Source organism: Bradyrhizobium sp. LM2.9, from assembly GCF_054056555.1.
The window spans coordinates 836078-853865 of record NZ_JBSRYJ010000002.1; the positions used below are offsets into that span (position 1 = coordinate 836078).

The window sequence follows — 17788 nt, forward strand, 5'->3', positions numbered from 1 at the left end:
CCTTTGTCTTTGAGTGACGCGACCGGCTTCAGAAGATCCGCGAGAAGATCACGTACAGCGTGCCCGACAACAGGATGGCGACGGGCAGGGTCAGCACCCAGGCCATCAGCATGTTCCTGATGGTGGCGACCTGGAGACCCGAACCGTTCGCGGCCATGCTGCCGGCGACGCCGGACGACAGCACGTGGGTCGTCGAGACCGGCAGGCCGAACATGTCGGCGGCGCCGATCGTGGCGGCGGCGACCAGCTCGGCAGAGGCGCCCTGCGCGTAGGTCAGGTGGGTCTTGCCGATCTTCTCGCCGACGGTGACGACGATGCGCTGCCAGCCGATCATGGTGCCGAGGCCGAGCGCGATCGCAACTGCAACCTTCACCCAGGTCGGGATGAACTTGGTCGCGCTGTCGAGGCCGCCCTTGTAGGCGTTCAAGGTCGCGACCTCGTCCTTGTTGAGGTCGTTTTCCTTGTCCTTCATCAGGAAGCGGATCGCTTCCGAAGTCAGGTACATGTCGTTGCGGGTGTTGCCGACGACTTCCGTCGGCACCTTGTTCAGCGAGCCATATTTCGCAACCTGATCGCCGACATCCTTCACCAGCACTGACAGCGAAGGGTAGGTGCCTTCGCTGATGTGATGCGAGGTGACGTACTGCGTCACCACAGGACGGGGGTCGCCGATGATGGCATGACCGGCGCCCTTGGCCGCAACCACCTTGGAGGCGGCATCCGAGACCTTCGCGAACTGGGCGACCTGCGACTCCGGCAATGCGCGATTGAGCGCATAGGCGGTCGGCACGGTGCCGATCAGGATCAACATGATCAGGCCCATGCCCTTCTGTCCGTCGTTCGAACCATGGGCGAAGCTGACGCCGGTGCAGGTCAGGATCAGCAGGCCGCGAATCCAGATCGGCGGGGCTTTGTTGCCCTCCGGGGCGGCATAGAGCGCCGGGTTCTTGATGATCACCTTGAGGAGTAGCAGCAGGCCGGCGGCGCAGACAAAGCCGACCAGCGGCGACAGCAAGAGCGCATAGCCGATCTCCGTGGCCTTGCCCCAGTCCACGCCCGAGGTGCCGTCGCGGCCGCGCATCAGTGCGTTCGCAACGCCGACGCCAATGATCGAGCCGATCAGCGTGTGCGAGGAGGAGGCCGGCAGGCCGAAATACCAGGTGCCGAGGTTCCAGAGGATCGCGGCGATCAGCAGCGCGAACACCATCGCGAAACCGGCGCTCGAGCCGACCTGCAGGATCAGCTCCACCGGGAGCAGCGAGACGATGCCGAACGCCACAGCTCCGGTCGACGTCAGCACGCCGAGGAAGTTGAACAGGCCGGACCACATTACTGCGAATTCTGCGGGTAGCGAGTGGGTGTAGATCACGGTCGCAACCGCGTTGGCGGTGTCGTGGAAACCGTTGACGAATTCGAAGCCGAGCGCAATCAGGAGCGCAACGATAAGCAGGATATAGGGCAGGTAGCTCGTGACCCTGGTACCGGTCGCATCGACATCGGAATAGATGCTGTAGGCCACATAGAGCAGGCCCACGGCCAAGATGCCGAAGAACAGGATCATCGTCAGCGGATTGAAGCCCTTGTCGAGATTTGGCCGCGAGGCCGGCTGGATCGGCGCGGGATCGGCTACCGCGTGGTCGAATGCAACATCGGTCATGTCTGGACGCCCCTTAGCTCTGTAAGGGCTATTGTCCCCGATGGATTTGAAGGCTGGATGACAACCAGGGCTTGAAAGCCGTTTTCCCGCCTGTATTTAGGCGGCGCGCGCCGCTTTCTTCTGCAGACTGGCGGCGATTTTCAGATCTTCGACAAAGCGCTGATATTCCAGCACCTTGGCTTCCGGATCGGGCAACCGCAGCAGATAGGACGGGTGCACTGTCACCAGCGCCTTGTGACCGTCGGGAAGGTCGATCAGCCGGCCGCGGGTCTTGCCGATCGGGGTGATCTTGCCGAACACGCTCTGCGCGGCAGTGGCGCCCATCGCAACGATGAGATCGGGCTGGATTACGGAGACTTCCCGCTCATACCACTGCCGGCAGGCCTTTATCTCCGGCGTATTCGGCTTCTGATGCAGGCGGATTTTGCCGCGCGGCACGAATTTGAAGTGTTTCACCGCGTTGGTGACATAGACCTTCTTGCGGTCGACGCCGGCTTCCGCCAGTGCCCGGTCCAGCATCTGGCCGGCCGGACCAACGAAGGGATGGCCGGCGAGATCTTCCTTGTCGCCGGGTTGCTCGCCGACCAGCATGATATTGGCGGACTTCGGGCCTTCGCCGAATACGGTCTGCGTCGCGTCCTTGTAGAGCGGGCAGACGCGGCAATGCGCAGCCTCCTCGCGGAGCGCTTCGAGATCGTCGGTGGCGGACTTACGTTTCATCGGAGCCTCCGGTCGCTTCTGAGGCTTGTGTGGATCGGTTGCGGCATTGGCGATCATGGCGCCGGTCATGCGTTCGGCGTCCTCGATCAGAGGCTTAATGATCGAAGCCTCGGGCAGGTTCCTCCAGTATTTCTTCGGCATCTCGGCCTGCATCGCCTTCACCTTGAGGCGGGCCGGATTGAAGATGCTGGCGTAGTAACGCCGCCAGGTTTCCTCCAGCCGATCTTCGCCCAGCGCCTCGCTCTTGCTGACGCCAGACGTGAACGAGAGCGCGTGGCCGTCCCAATGTGCGCAGAGATCCGGCGTCAGGATCGACCATGGCATGTCGGCAAAACGTTTGGCGAAGAACGGCGCGACGAGCTCGACGATATGATGCTCCGGCTCGAACCAGGCGACGTAGTGTGCTTCGCGTTCCCGGCCGATCTCACGAAAGCGCACGAAGGCGTGCATCTTGTGCTCGTCGCGATAGACCGCCTTTGCCATGGCCGTGACTTGCGCGACATCTGCATCGGTCGCGACCTCGATGAGGTCGTGATTGCCCTTCAGCCGAAACAGCAGGCGATAGAGGATCGAAAAACGCTCGCCGTCGCGATGGAGGATCGCGGCCTTGGCGAGTTCTACGAATTTTGCTGACACGTTGAAGGTGCCATTGCCGGCCTCCGGCAGCCGAGACGGCGAGGGCGGCGCGAACAGCTCCGCTTCGCCGCCCTGCACGGCCCAGGTGATATCGGCCGGCTTCACCTGATGAAGCACGAGCGCACGCGCGGCTTTGCGCCAGCCGTCGAAATCGGTTTCGGTGTCGAGGGTGATGTACTGCATCAGAAGCCAAACCCCAGTTGCGTTGCCTTCGGCTTGAACCGTTCGATCAGCCGTGCCTCGTCGAGGCGATGCGGCGTGGGCCGGTGATCGCTGAGGACGATGAACGGCAGCGCCTTGTTGCGGGGCACATGCAGCCGTGCGAGATCGGAGACGCGGATGGTGGTCGTGCGCCGCGTCGCGATGATGCGCTCGACCGTCTTGGTGCCGAAGCCCGGCACGCGCAACAATTCCTCGCGGCTGGCGCGGTTGACGTCGAGCGGGAAGCGGTCGCGGTGGCGCAGCGCCCAGGCGAGTTTTGGATCGATGTCGAGCGGCAGCATCGCGCTGTCGTCGACGATCTCGCCGACATCGAAGCCGTAGAACCGCATCAGCCAGTCGGCCTGGTAGAGTCGGTGCTCGCGCAGCAAGGGCGGCGCGCGCAGAGGCAGCGCGCGGCTGGCGTCGGGGATCGGGCTGAACGCGGAATAGTAGATGCGCCTCAGCCTGTATGAGCCGTAGAGATTGGCGCTGGTGTGGAGAATGGTGTGGTCGGAGGCCGCGTCGGCGCCGACGATCATCTGCGTGCTTTGGCCTGCCGGCGCGAAGCGCTGCGGCCTGGCTTTCGTTTTCGCGCTACGGTTTTCCTCGGCCTCGTCCAGCTTCAGCCGCAGCCGGCCCATGGTGCGGCGGATCGCGCGCACGTCTTTCTCGGGCGCGAATTGCTGCAGGCTCGCTCTCTTCCGGCATCTCGATGTTGATGGAAAGACGATCGGCATATTTGCCGGCCTCGGAGATCAATGCATCGTCGGCCTCCGGGATTGTCTTGAGATGGATGTAGCCGCGGAAGTGATGCTGCTCGCGCAGTTTTCGCGCGACGCTCACCACTTGCTCCATGGTGTAGTCGGGGCTGCGGATGATGCCGGAGGAGAGAAACAGCCCCTCGATGTAATTGCGCCGGTAGAAGTCGAGCGTCAGCTTGACCACCTCGTCGACGGTGAAGCGGGCGCGCGGCACGTTGGAGGAGGCGCGGTTGACGCAATAGAGGCAATCGTAATTGCAAGCGTTGGTCAGCAGCACCTTGAGCAGCGAGATGCAGCGGCCGTCCGGGGCGTAGGAATGGCAGATGCCCATGCCGGGCGCGGTCGAGCCCATGCCCTTGCCGTCGCTGGAATCCCGCCTTTCGGTGCCGCTGGAGGCGCAGGACGCGTCGTACTTGGCGGCGTCTGCCAGAATCTCCAGTTTGCGTTGCACGTCCATGTGTGAATCCCTTTGATTCTGCTCATGAATCCCGAAGAGTCCCATTTCGATTGACTCCTGGGGCGCCGTTAGCTTTATATTAGAACATACCATGAACAATTGAGCCAGCCGTTGGTTCTCTTTTGAGAGCACCGGCAATCATCCCTGAAGGAGCGGCGAGCATGCAGAGCGCGATCAGCAAAAGTGGTCGCCGGTTTTGCGTCCGATCGCGCTCTTCTTTTTAAGAGGGCGCATGATCTTGTCGCCAAACCGCTCACACTTTGGCGGATCATGCGCCACCGCACGAACAAGCGCGCTTGCGACCTTGCGCGGCCAGATCGAGCGCATCGAGACGGCGGAGGTCGTGCATCAGCGCGATCGCGTCGCGCTTGGTCACGGCGCGGCCGACGGCGCGTTGAAGGGCGGGCTCGCGCGCGCGGCGATCCACGAGGTGTTTTGCGAAGGACGTCAGGGCGCGGCCGCGACGGGCTTTGTCACGGGACTTGCGGGGCGCGTGACGGCGCGCAAACCGCTGCTATGGGTGCGGCAGGATTTTTCAGACATTGAAACCGGCGCGCTGTCGATGAGCGGGCTCGCCGAGATCGGTCTCGATCCGCGCCACATGGTGATGGTGCGCGCCGCCGATGTGGAGAGCGCGCTGCGCACCTCGGCCGATGGGCTCGCCTGCGATGCGCTGGGTGCGGTCGTGCTCGAGCTCTGGGGCGAAACCAGGCAGTTCGATCTCGTGGCGAGCCGCAAGCTGACGCTGGCCGCGCAATCTTCAGGCGTAACTGGCCTGTTGCTGCGGATGGCCGCGCAACCTTTGCCATCGACCGCGGAGACACGATGGATGCTGCGCGCGGCGCATTCGCCGCCGGGGTCGGTGTGGAGTGCCTGGGGCGCGCCGCGCTTCGATGCCGAGCTCCTGCGCAATCGTCATGGCCCGTGCGGCCGGTGGATCATGGAATGGAAATGTGATGAGTGCCAGTTCTCTGAACCGCCGGCGTATCCTCAGCCTGTGGCTGCCGCACCTGCCCATCGACCGGATCCAGCGGTTCTTTGGCAACGCCGGACTGCATAAGAATAACGAGCCCAGCATCGTCGTTGCCAAGGACAACAGCGCGCTGGTGATCCATGCGCTGGACGAGGCCGCCGAGCGCCTCGGTCTGTATATCGGCCAGCCCTTGGCCAATGCCCGGGCGATGTGTCCGGATTTAAAGGTGTTCGACGCCGATGTCGTGACCGATGCGAAGACGCTCAGCGACATCGCCGACTGGTGCGATCGTTTCACGCCGCTGGTGGCGCTCGATCCGCCGCACGGGCTGTTTCTGGACATCACCGGCTGTGCGCATCTGTTCGGCGGTGAGACTGCGTTGTTGCAGACCCTCGTCCGTGCCCTCGATCGCCAGGGCTTTGCCGTCAGCGCGGCGATCGCCGGCACCTCGGTTTGCGCACGCACGCTGACGCGCCAGGTCACGGGCACCATCGTCGCCGATGGCCGGGGAGGCGGCGGCGATCAGCCGGTTTCCGGTGTCCGCGCTTGGTGCGGGCGAGGCCATCACCACGGGCTTGCGCCGCGCCGGCCTGAAGACGATCGGCGATGTCGCTTCCCGCGAACCACATGAAATCACGGCGCGGTTCGGTGCGCGGTTCTCCACGCTGCTCGCGCATGCGCTGGGGCAGGGCGATGCGCCGATCAGCCCGCGAAAGCCGCCGCCCGATTACATCGTGGAAAAACGCTTTGCCGAGCCGATCGCCACCGACACCATGATCGCGATGACGCTGTCGCGGCTCGCCGACACGCTGATCGCGGCGATGGAGAAGCAAGGCAAGGGCGCGCGCCGCCTGGAAGCAACCTTCTTCCGCACCGACGGCGCGGTGCGCGCGATCATGGTCGAGACCGGACGTCCCGTGACGCGAAGCGCCGTCGTCGACCGGTTGTTCCGCGAGCGCCTCGATGCGCTCGCCGATCCGCTGGATCCCGGCTTCGGCTTTGACATGGTGCGGCTGTCGGCGAGCCGCACCGAGATCGTGGTGCAGGAGCAGCGCGATCTCGACGCCCATGTCCACGACAATGACGAGCTCGCCGCGCTGATCGACCGCATCGCCGCGCGCATCGGCGGAAAGCGCGTCGTCGTGCACCTGCCGCAGGACACCCATATCCCCGAATGTGCGGTGCTGGCCGCACCCGCGCAGCATCATCTCGCCATGGCCATGCAGGCCGAATGGCCAGCGCGCACCGAGAGTGAGCCGCCGCTGCGTCCCTTGCGGCTGTTCGACAAGCCCGAGCCGGTCGCGGTTCCGTTCGCGACCGTGCCCGACGGCCCGCCGCATCAATTCACCTGGCGCCGCGCGCAGCATGCGGTGGTGCGGGTCGAAGGGCCCGAACGCATCGCCATGGAATGGTGGCGGCAGGACGGCAAGCAACTGACGCGGGACTATTTCCGTATCGAGGATGCCGAGGGCCTGCGCTTCTGGATCTTTCGCGACGGTCTTTACGAAGGGGAGTGCTTCGATGACGACGGCAAGCCCGCTCCTCCCGGTTGGTATGTGCACGGTCTCTTCGCATGAATACACCAGCTTATGCCGAGATCGGCATCACCACGAATTTCTCCTTCCTGCGCGGCGGCTCGGACCCGCGTGCCTATGTGCACCAGGCCAGCATCCTCGGCATTCCCGTGATCGGCATCGCGGATCACAACACGCTGGCCGGTGTAGTGCGCGCCTACAAGGAGCTCGACAATGACAAGGTGCTGCACAAGCCAAAGCTGCTGATCGGCACGCGCATCGTCTTTATCGACGGTACGCCCGATATTCTGGTCTATCCGCGCGACCGCGCCGCCTATGGCCGGCTGTGCCAGCTTCTCACCCGGGGCAAGCGCGGCGACGACATCACGCGGATCGAGAAGGGCGAGTGCCATCTCACCTTCGCCGATCTGCTTGCATTTTCCGAAGGTCAGCTCCTGATCCTGACGCTGCCGCATCGCTTCGATGCGGCGCAAGCGCAGGACATTCTCGCCAAGCTGAAGGCGAGCCGCGCCGAGGGCGTGTGGCTGGCGGCGAGCCTGATCTATCGCGGCGACGACCGGCGCCGCCTCGCGCAGCTCGATGATCTCGCCGCAAAAGCAAAAGTGCCGCTGCTTGCGACCAACGAGGTGCTCTATCACGATGCCGGCCGCCGTCCTCTCCAGGACGTGCTGACCTGCATCCGGGAAAAAACCACGATCGAGGCGGTCGGCCGGAGGCTGGAAGCCAATGCAGAGCGGTTTCTGAAGACACCCAGGGAGATGGCGCGGCTGTTCCGCGATTTCCCTGAGGCTATCGCGGAGACCATGCGCTTTGCGGACAAGATCACCTTCTCGCTCGACCAGCTCAAATACCAGTATCCGGACGAGCCGGTGCCGCCGGGGAAGTCCGCGCAAGGGCATCTGGAAGATATGACCTGGGCGGGTGTCGACAAATATTTCGATGGTGAGATCGACGACAAGCTGCGCGCCACCCTGAAGAAAGAGCTCGCGCTGATCGCCGAGCTGAAATACGCGCATTACTTCCTCACCGTCCACGACATCGTGCATTACGCGCGCAGCCAGAACATTTTGTGCCAGGGGCGGGGATCGGCGGCGAATTCGGCGGTCTGCTACGTGCTCGGCATCACCTCGGTCGACCCGACCAAGGTCGATCTGCTGTTCGAGCGCTTCATCTCCAAGGAGCGGCTGGAGCCGCCCGATATCGACGTCGATTTCGAGCATTCGCGGCGCGAGGAGGTGATGCAATATGTCTATCGCCGTTACGGCCGCCACCGCGCCGCGATCATCGCCACCGTCATTCACTATCGCCCCCGCAGCGCCATCCGCGACGTCGGCAAGGCGCTGGGCCTGACCGAGGACGTCACCGCCGCACTCGCCGACACCGTCTGGGGCAGCTGGGGCAAGGGCCTCAACGACATGCAGGTCAGGCAGGCTGGCCTCGATCCGCAAAACTCCATGATCAACCTCGCGGTCGAGCTCGCGACCGAGCTGATCGAATTTCCGCGTCATCTGTCCCAGCATGTTGGCGGCTATGTGCTCACGCAAGACCGGCTCGACACCTATGTGCCGATCGGCAACGCCGCGATGGACGATCGGACCTTCATCGAATGGGACAAGGACGATGTCGACGCGCTCAGCATGATGAAGGTCGACGTGCTCGCGCTGGGCATGCTGACCTGCATCCGCAAGTGTTTTGATCTGATCGACCAGCACAAGGGCAAGCGCTGGCTCTTGGCGAGTGTCCCGCAGGACGACCGCAAAGTCTACGACATGCTGTGCCTCGGAGAATCGCTCGGCGTGTTCCAGGTCGAAAGCCGCGCACAGATGAACATGCTGCCACGCCTGAAGCCACAGACCTTCTACGATCTCGTCATCGAAGTCGCGATCGTGCGGCCGGGACCGATCCAGGGCGACATGGTGCATCCGTATCTGCGGCGGCGGAAAATGCGGCCCGAGGATATCGAATATCCCTACCCTAAGGGTGGCAATAAAGATGAGCTTCGAGACGTTCTGTACAAGACGCTTGGTGTTCCTCTTTTCCAGGAGCAGGCCATGCGAATTGCGATCGTGGCCGCAGAATTTACCCCGGAAGAAGCGAACGGATTGCGTCGTGCCATGGCGACGTTTCGCAACGTTGGTACCATCGGCAATTTCGAAGAGAAAATGATCGGCAACATGATTCGCAGAGGTTACGATCCGCAATTTGCAAAAAACTGCTTCGAGCAGATCAAGGGGTTTGGCTCCTATGGTTTCCCGGAAAGTCACGCGGCGAGCTTTGCGCAGCTTGTCTACGTCTCTTCATGGCTGAAGCTTCATCATCCCGATGCGTTCTGCTGCGGTCTCCTGAACTCGCAGCCGATGGGCTTTTACGCCCCGGCGCAGATCGTCAGCGACGCCCGCAAGAACGGCGTCGAGGTGCGCGACATCGACGTGTCTCATAGTTCCGCACAAAACACGCTGGAAAATACAGAGGGCAAGTATTGTGCTGTCCGTCTCGGTTTCCGCCAGATCGACGGCTTTCACTGGCTCGATCCGGATGAGGACGCACTCAAAAAACAACAGGCAGAGCGGCAGGGCAAGAAATACGTCAGCCAGCAAGACTGGGCCGACCTTATCGTCGCCGCCCGCAACCGCCGGCCCTTTACCTCGCTGGAAGACTTCGCCCGCGACACCGGACTGCCCAAGCGCGCGCTGATCCTGCTCGCCGATGCCGACGCGTTCCGCTCGCTCGGGCTCGACCGCCGCGAGGCGCTGTGGCAGGTGCGGCGCCTGCCCGACGATGTGCCGCTGCCGCTGTTCGAAGCGGCCACCGCACGCGAGCAGCCGGACGAGCACGCCAAGCCGTTGCCGGTGATGCCGCGCGCCGAACAGGTGGTCGCAGACTACCAGACCATTCGCCTTTCGCTCAAAGGCCATCCGATGGAATTCTTGCGCGAGATGTTTACGCGCGAGCGCATCGTCGCCTGCAAGGACATCAATCATGAGAACGAGCGGCGCCGCGTGCGCTGTGCCGGCGTCGTCCTGGTACGGCAGCGGCCGGGCAGCGCCAGCGGCGTCGTGTTCATGACGCTGGAGGACGAAACCGGCATCGCCAATGTCGTGGTATGGCCCAAGATCATGGAGCAGTACCGCAAAGAGGTGATGGGTGCGCGCCTCATCCTGGTCGAGGGCTACATCCAGAGCAGCCCCGAAAAGGTGACGCACCTTATCGCCCAGCGCATGATCGACCGTTCGCACGATCTGGTCGGCCTCGCCAACGACGCCCTGAGCCGCAAGCGCCCGGTGCCGGCAGGCGCCGCCCTGATCGAGCCGCTCAACGACGATCCCCGCGCCCATGCGGATGCGCCCGCGCAAAAAATCCGCCACCCCCGTAACGTCCGCATCCTGCCGCCGTCGCGGGATTTTCACTGAGGTTGTGAAAAATCGATCTCCCTCATGCTGAGGAGGCCGCCCAGCGGCCGTCTCGAAGCACGTGGCCACCAGCGGGGCCTTCATCCTTCGAGACGCCGCGTAAGCGCGGCTCCTCAGGATGAGGAACTGCTAAAAATTCACCCGGTTCGAAATCGCGCCGTCCACCACCAGATTGGAGCCTGTGGTAAACGCCGACACCGGGCTTGCCAAGAACACCGCCGCGCTCGCGATTTCCTGCGGGGTCGCCATGCGGCCGGTCGGATTGCGGCTCATCGCATCTTCGTAGCGTTTTGGCATGTTCTGTTCGATCATGTTCCAGACGCCGCCCTTGAAATAGACGGTGCCGGGCGAGACCACGTTGACGCGGATCTTCTTCTTTGCGTATTGCCGCGCCAGCCCCTTGGCCATGTGGATCAGTGCCGCCTTGATCGGGCCGTAGGAGCTGGCGAGATCGGCCTGTGCCGCTGAGATCGAGGAGATGATGACGAAGGCGGCGTCGCCACTCTTCTCACCGCCGGCCTCGAGAAACGGCCGCGCGGCGTCGAACGCATGGACGGCGCCGAGCAGGTCGAGCCGAAAATTCTGCTCCCACGATGCGGCATCATGGCCTTGCGCCATCGCCCCCGCGTTAGAGAACAGCATGTCGATGCCGCCAAGCTCCTTTGCAGCATTCTCGATCCAGGATTTCAGTGCCGTGCCGTCGGTGACGTCGACGGGGCCGCCGGTCGCGCGGATCCCGCTGGCCTTCAACTCCGTGACGGTGGCGGCAACCTGATCGGCGTTGCGTGCACACACCGCGACATTGGTGCCTTCGCCGGCCAGCGTCGCCGCAATTGCCCGCCCGATGCCGCGCGTGCCGCCGAGCACGACGGCGTTCTTGCCTTTGAGACCGAGATCCATTGTTTGGCTCCTTCTTGTTGATGCAGGGTATTGTAGCTGTTTCGGAGGATATGCTGAACTCTCCAATCCGTCATTGCGAGCGCAGCGAAGCAATCCAGAGATGCATCCGCGGAAACAGTCTGGATTGCTTCGTTGCAAGGGCTCCTCGCAATGACGAATTGGAGAGAGGCGGGCCCTCACTCCGGTGCCGCCCCCACCGGCGGGCCGCCGGACGGGCGGTGCAGGAAAGTCAACGAGACGTAGGCGCCGGCCCAGGAGCCGATTGCGGCGAAAGCCACATAGAAAGCGTTTTCCGTGTAGCTGATCACCGCATAGGAGGAGAGCAGGTACCAGACCGCGCTCCAGTTCGCCGCCGGCACGCGCTTGCGCGCGATCACGGCCGAGGTGAACATGACATAGACAGCGTCCGTGGCCGCCGTTGCGATGAACACGGCGCCTGCGGTGAGGGGATCGATAGCGGCCATTGCGTTCCTTTGTGTTAATGGAGGTCGCAAAGCTAAGGGAGAGAAGCGGCCATGCAAAGCCCTGCCGGCATTCTCAGCGATATCTGGACTTCCGCCGGCGGCGACGCCGCCGCGCTCGCGCGCGTGCGGCTGACGGGCGAAGAGCCGCAAATCCCGTCCTCATTTCGCGTCGCCGTCGCTGGACAAACCACGATCGCCGCCGCCGGCCTCGCCGCCGCCGAAATCTGGAGATTGCGCAGCGGCGAGGTGCAGGATGTCTCCATCGACATGCGCCACGCTGTCGCCGAATGCCGCTCCGAACGCTATTTACGCGTCGACGACAAGCCGCCGCCACCCGCCTGGGACGCCATCGCCGGCGTCTACAGGACCGGCGACAACCGCTTCGTCCGCTGCCATACCAATTTCCCGCATCATCGCGATGCCGTCTGCAAGGTGCTCGCTTGCGAACCCGAGCGCGAGAAGGTGCAGGCCGCGTTGATGCAATGGAAGGGCGAGGATTTTGAGGCTGCGGCCTATGCTGCGGGCGGCGTCGTTGCCCTCATGCGCTCCTACGACGAATGGTCGGCGCTGCCGCAGGCCCGCGCGCTCGCCGAATTGCCGCTGGTCTCGATCGAGAAGATCGGCGAGGCTCCGCCAAAGCCGTGGCCGCAAGGATTGTCGAACGGCGATCGTCCGCTCGCAGGCCTGCGCGTGCTCGATCTCTCCCGCGTCATCGCGGGCCCCGTGGCCGGCCGCACGCTCGCCGCGCACGGCGCGGATGTTCTGCTCGTATCAGGCCCCGAGCTGCCGGCCATCCCGTGGCTCACCATCGACACCGGCCGCGGCAAGCTCACCACCTTCATCGAGTTGAAGAGCGAGACGGGCAGGGCGCAGATGCGCGCGCTGTTGAAGGACGCAGACATCTTCTCGCAAGGCTATCGCCCGCGCGCGCTTGCGGCTCTCGGCTTTACGCCGGAGGACGCAGCGAAAATCAATCCCGGCATCGTCTCCGTGACGCTGTCGGCCTACGGCCATTCCGGTCCCTGGGCGGAGCGGCGCGGCTTCGATTCGCTGGTGCAGACCACGACCGGCTTCAACCATGCCGAGGGACAGGCCGCCGGCCTCGACGGGCCGAAGGAATTGCCGGCACAGATGCTCGACCACGCCACCGGTTATCTGATGGCGTTCGGCGCGATGATGGCTAGGGCGCGCCAGGCCCGCGAAGGCGGCAGCTGGCACGTGCGCGTGTCGCTGGCGCAGACCGGACGCTGGCTGTGGAATCTCGGACGGCTCGCAGGTGGCCTGAACACCCCGGATATTACGGGCGAGGCCGTACATGCTGCATTCATCGAGAGCATGCCATCTGGTTTCGGCACGTTGAAGGCGGTGCGTCATTCAGCACTGCTGTCGAAGACGCCCGTGCAATGGAGCCGTCCGGCGATGCCGCTTGGCAGTCATCCCGCACAATGGCCGGCACGAAACTGACACCGAGCTTACTTGGACCTGACATGTTGCAGAGTTTTAACGCAAACCGAAAGGCGCGCCGCGTTTTTTAGGTTGTTTGAAATCACAATTCGGCACTATTAGCGCGACCGATGAGGCAGGCATCCGCCGGTATCATCGCAGACATGACCGAGCCCCATGGTAGTTGGAAATACCAAGCGATTGCAGGTGCTTACAAAACAGCGGGTGATCACATCCGTAGTTTTACTAGCTCTTGCCGGTGCCGGGGCCTACGGCTTCCTCTATGCGGGAGCCAAGGACAAGAGCCACTCCGAGATCTCCAGCCAGTCGCGCAGGAATGCGCAGAACTTCACACCGACGCCGTCGGAATGGGCGACGCTGACGATCGAGCCGGTCAAGGCCAAGACCTTCCGGGCCGAATATGTCACCGAGGGCAAGGTCGCGGTCGACGAGGACCGTTCGACGCCGGTGTTCTCGCCCTATGCGGGGCGGGTGACCAAGCTGCTCGCCAAACCGGGCGAGATGCTGAAGCAAGGTCAACCGCTGTTCACAATCGAGGCCGCCGACACTGTGCAGGCCCAGAACGATTTCATCGCGGCGATGACTTCGCAGAACAAGGCGAAGTCGGCGATCGATCTTGCCGACATCCAGTTCAAGCGCGCCAAGGACCTCTACGAGGGGCATGCCATCCCGCTGAAGGACTATCAGCAGGCTGAAGCGACCCAGGTTCAGGCGCAGAACGACATGCGCTCCTCGGCGACGGCGCTGGAGGCCGCGCGCAACAAGCTGCGCATCCTCGGCTTCACCGACGAGACCATCAAGGCGTTCCAGGACAAGGGCGTCATCAATCCGGAAGTCACGATCTATTCGCCGATCGCGGGCACGGTCGTGCAGCGTAAGATCGGTCCCGGCCAGTACGTCAATTCCGGCGCCAGCGATCCGGTGTTCGTCGTCGGCGACCTCTCCACGGTCTGGCTCACCGCCTTCGTGCGCGAGAGTGACGCGGCTGCCGTGTGCATCGGGCAGGACATCACCGTCAACGTGATGGCGCTGCCGGGTCGTCCGCTGACTGCGAAAATCAACTACGTCGCCGCTGCGATCGACGCCAACACCCGCCGTCTGCTGGTCCGCGCCACCATCGAGAACAAGGACGGCCTGCTCAAGCCGGAGATGTTCGCCAACGTCACGATCTATTCGGCCGGCGACCGCGCCGCGCCGGCGGTACCGAAGCAGGCCTTGATCTATGAAGCCGACAAGGTCCGCCTCTGGGTTGCACGCGAGGACAAGTCGGTCGAGCTGCGTGAGATCAAGATCGGCCTCATCAATGGTAACCTCGTCGAGGTCACCAGCAATCTGAAGCCCGGCGAGCAGGTCGTCACCAAAGGCAGCCTGTTCATCGACCGCGCGGCGTCCGGCAGCTGATCGACGACCCAAGAAAATTGAAGACCTGAATGGATCGCCTCGTCGCCCTTGCCGTCAATCGGCGCTTCCTGATGGTCGGCATGTTCGTCGCCGTGCTCTTCGGTGGCCTCATTGCGTTCAACCAGCTCAACATCGAGGCCTACCCCGATCCGACCCCGCCGATGGTCGACATCGTGACGCAGAGCCCGGGCCTGTCGGCGGAGGAGATCGAGCGCTACATCACGATTCCGATCGAGACCCAGGTCGCCGGTCTGAAGAACCTGACGACCATTCGCACCATCTCGCTCTACGGCCTCTCCGACGTCAAACTGCAATTTTCCTTCGCCTACACCTATGACGAGGCGCTGCAGCAGGTCTTGAACCGCCTGGCGCAGCTCGCGCCACTACCCGGCAACGTGCAGCCGCAGATCTCGCCGCTCAGCCCAATTGGCGAAATCTTCCGCTACCGTCTCGTCGGTCCGCCGAACTACAGCGTGCTCGACCTCAAGACCATCCAGGACTGGATCCTCCAGCGCCGCTTCCGTGCCGTGCCTGGTGTGATTGACGTCACCGGCTGGGGCGGCAAGAGCAAGACTTACGAGCTCCAGGTCGACTTCAACAAGCTGGTCGCCAACGGCCTGACGCTGCCGCAATTGCTTCAGGCGGTCGGCAATTCCAACGTCAATGTCGGTGGCAACACCGTCAATATCGGTCAGCAATCGGCCGTGGTGCGCGGCGTCGGCCTGATCCGCTCGATCGACGACCTCGCCAACACCATGGTGGCACAGACCAACGGCAACCCGGTGCTGGTCAAGGACGTCGCCACCGTCACCGTCGGCCAGAAGCCTCGTCTCGGCATTGCCGGCCTCGACGATTCCGACGACATCGTGCAAGGCATCGTCCTGATGCGCCGCGGCGAGCAGAGCTCGCCAACCATCAAGCGCGTCCACCAGCTCGTTCAAACCATCAACGACTCCAGCATTCTGCCGCCGGGCGTGCGCATCGAGCGCATCTACGACCGCGGCGATCTGATTGAGCTCACCACCCACACCGTGCTGCACAACATGGTGGTCGGTATTCTGCTGATCGTGCTGCTGCAGTGGATCTTCCTCGGCGATCTCCGCAGTGCGCTGATCGTGGGCGCCACGATTCCGTTCGCGTTGTTCTTTGCCGTGATCATCCTGGTGCTGCGCGGGGAATCGGCGAACCTGCTGTCGGTCGGTGCGATCGATTTCGGCCTGATCGTCGATGCCACCGTCATCATGGTGGAGGCGATCTTCCGGCGCCTGACGCAGACGACACCGATGTCGGAATCCGAGCAGATGTCGTCCGAGACGCTGTTCGGCATGAAAAGCCACGCCATCCTCAGCGCGGCGGCCGACGTCTCGCGTTCGATCTTCTTTGCGGCGGCGATCATCATCGCGGCCTTCCTGCCGCTGTTCACGCTCTCCGGCGTCGAGGGCAACATCTTCGGGCCGATGGCGCGCACCTATGCCTACGCGCTTGCCGGCGGCCTCCTTGCGACGTTCACGGTGACGCCAGCGCTGTCCGCGATCATCCTGCCGGCTCATGTCAGGGAGACCGAGACCAGGGTGATGCGGATCCTGCACCGGCTCTACATGCCATTGCTGAATTGGGCGGTCGCCAACCGCGGCATCATGCTCGGTGGCGCGCTCGGCCTCGTGCTGATGACGGTTGCGCTCAGCCGGTTGCTCGGCCTCGAATTCCTTCCGAAGCTGGAGGAGGGCAATCTCTGGATCCGTGCGACGCTGCCGCCGACCATCTCGCTCCAGGAAGGCAACTCCTACGTCAACGAGATGCGCAAGGTGATCCGCGCGCGGCCTGAAGTGGAATCCGTGGTGTCGCAGCACGGCCGCCCCGATGACGGCACCGACGCCGCCGGCTTCTTCAACGCCGAGTTCTTCGCGCCGCTCAAGCCGGCCAGCCAATGGCCCGGCACCCGCGACAAGGAAGAGTTGACCGCGCAACTGCTCAAGCAGCTCGACGATCGTTTCCCCGGCGTCGAGTTCAATTTCTCGCAATATCTCCAGGACAACGTCTCCGAAGCCGTCTCGGGCGTGAAGGGCGAGAACTCGATCAAGCTGTTCGGCAGCGATCTCCAGGCGCTGACCGACACCGCCAACAAGATCAAGTCGGTGCTGGCCACCGTGCAGGGGATCACCGACCTTGCGGTGTTCACCTCGCTCGGGCAGCCGACCATCCAGATCGACATCAACCGTGCCAAGGCTGCGCGCTATGGCCTTGCACCGGGCGACATCAACGCCACCATCAAGGTCGCGATCGGCGGCGACACCGCCGGCGACATCTACGAGGCCGGAAGCGACCGCCACTTTCCGATCATCGTTCGCCTTGCGCCGGAATTCCGCAGGAGCGCCGAAGCGATTCAGAATTTGCGGATCGGCGCCCCCGGGCCGAACGGCACCGTCGCGCAGATACCCCTGAGCGAGGTCGCCACCATCAGCCTCGTCTCGGGCGCGGCCTACATTTATCGCGAACAGCAGGAACGCTATCTGCCGATCAAGTTCTCGGTGCGTGAGCGCGACCTCGGCAGCGCGATCCGCGAGGCGCAGCAGAAGATCGCCGATCAGGTGCAGCTGCCGCCCGGCGCGCACATGGACTGGGTCGGCGAATTCGGCAATCTCCAGGACGCGATCCGGCGATTGTCGATCGTGGTGCCGATCTCGCTCGCGCTGATCGGCGTCCTGCTCTGGTTCAATTTCGGCTCGATGACCGACACGCTACTCGCCATGAGCGTGATCCCGATGGCGATCTTCGGCGGCGTGCTCGGTCTCTTGATCACCGGCACCGCCTTCAGTGTCTCCGCGGCCATCGGCTTCATCGCGCTGTTCGGCATCGCCGTGATGGACGGCATCATCATCCTGTCGCAGTTCAACCAGTTGATCGACGAAGGCATGGACCGCATGAGCGCGGTGATCCGCACCGGCGAATTGCAGCTCCGACCCGTGCTGATGACCTGCGTGGTCGCGGGCGTCGGTCTGCTGCCGGCTGCGCTGTCTGGAGGCATCGGCTCGCAGGTGCAGAAGCCGCTCGCGGTCGTCGTCGTCACTGGCATGATGCTGGCGCCGATCGTGATCCTGGTGACGTTGCCGGTGCTGATCTCCTTCTTCTCCCGCCGCGCACGCTAACCTGTTCGAGCTGGAATCGCGTTCCGCTTCGCGGCCATGTCCGCGCGGCGAAGTCTCAACCAG

The 17788-nt window shown here is 63.6% G+C and carries 9 protein-coding genes and 2 pseudogenes; 6 read left to right on the forward strand and 5 right to left on the reverse strand.

The features are described from left to right. Positions 1-28 precede the first annotated feature (28 nt). The 3 genes and pseudogenes from ACVWW3_RS05425 to ACVWW3_RS05435 form a co-directional block, all read right to left on the reverse strand. Complete coding sequence (locus ACVWW3_RS05425) at positions 29-1657, reverse strand: inorganic phosphate transporter (protein ID WP_456671895.1); 1629 nt, start codon at positions 1655-1657, stop codon at positions 29-31. A 96-nt stretch (positions 1658-1753) separates the two neighbouring features. After that, the gene (locus ACVWW3_RS05430; protein ID WP_456650689.1) at positions 1754-3196 is read right to left on the reverse strand and encodes a UdgX family uracil-DNA binding protein; all 1443 of its coding nucleotides are present in this window, start codon (positions 3194-3196) and stop codon (positions 1754-1756) included. Then, positions 3196-4432, reverse strand: a pseudogene (locus ACVWW3_RS05435) (putative DNA modification/repair radical SAM protein). The gene ACVWW3_RS05430 and the pseudogene ACVWW3_RS05435 overlap by 1 nt, the downstream one beginning before the upstream one ends. Positions 4433-4664: 232 nt before the next feature. Here ACVWW3_RS05435 and ACVWW3_RS05440 point away from each other — a divergent pair. The 3 genes and pseudogenes from ACVWW3_RS05440 (at position 4665) to ACVWW3_RS05450 (ending at position 10350) form a co-directional block, all read left to right on the forward strand. Further along, complete coding sequence (locus ACVWW3_RS05440; protein WP_456650688.1) at positions 4665-5492, forward strand: ImuA family protein; 828 nt, start codon at positions 4665-4667, stop codon at positions 5490-5492. Beyond that, a pseudogene (locus ACVWW3_RS05445) lies at positions 5389-6982 on the forward strand (Y-family DNA polymerase). Before ACVWW3_RS05440 ends, ACVWW3_RS05445 begins: the two are co-directional and overlap by 104 nt. Then, a complete protein-coding gene (locus ACVWW3_RS05450; RefSeq protein ID WP_456650686.1) occupies positions 6979-10350 on the forward strand; it encodes an error-prone DNA polymerase in 3372 nt (1123 codons plus the stop codon). Before ACVWW3_RS05445 ends, ACVWW3_RS05450 begins: the two are co-directional and overlap by 4 nt. Before the next feature lie 129 nt (positions 10351-10479). Here the strand turns inward: ACVWW3_RS05450 and ACVWW3_RS05455 are convergent, their stop codons facing one another. Beyond that, positions 10480-11250: an SDR family NAD(P)-dependent oxidoreductase gene (locus ACVWW3_RS05455; protein WP_456650685.1), complete on the reverse strand. Its 771-nt coding sequence runs from the start codon at positions 11248-11250 to the stop codon at positions 10480-10482. Between the two features lie 176 nt (positions 11251-11426). Beyond that, positions 11427-11714, reverse strand: a complete 288-nt coding sequence (locus ACVWW3_RS05460) for a hypothetical protein (protein ID WP_456650684.1) — start codon at positions 11712-11714, stop codon at positions 11427-11429. Positions 11715-11765: 51 nt separating this feature from the next. On the opposite strand from ACVWW3_RS05460, the gene ACVWW3_RS05465 reads away from it, so the two are divergent. The 3 genes from ACVWW3_RS05465 (at position 11766) to ACVWW3_RS05475 (ending at position 17725) form a co-directional block, all read left to right on the forward strand. Continuing rightward, positions 11766-13178, forward strand: a complete 1413-nt coding sequence (locus tag ACVWW3_RS05465; protein ID WP_456650683.1) for a CoA transferase — start codon at positions 11766-11768, stop codon at positions 13176-13178. 156 nt (positions 13179-13334) lie between these two features. Further along, complete coding sequence (locus ACVWW3_RS05470; RefSeq protein WP_456650682.1) at positions 13335-14579, forward strand: efflux RND transporter periplasmic adaptor subunit; 1245 nt, start codon at positions 13335-13337, stop codon at positions 14577-14579. 29 nt (positions 14580-14608) lie between these two features. Next, the gene (locus tag ACVWW3_RS05475; RefSeq protein ID WP_456671896.1) at positions 14609-17725 is read left to right on the forward strand and encodes an efflux RND transporter permease subunit; all 3117 of its coding nucleotides are present in this window, start codon (positions 14609-14611) and stop codon (positions 17723-17725) included. The last annotated feature ends 63 nt before the right edge of the window (positions 17726-17788 follow it).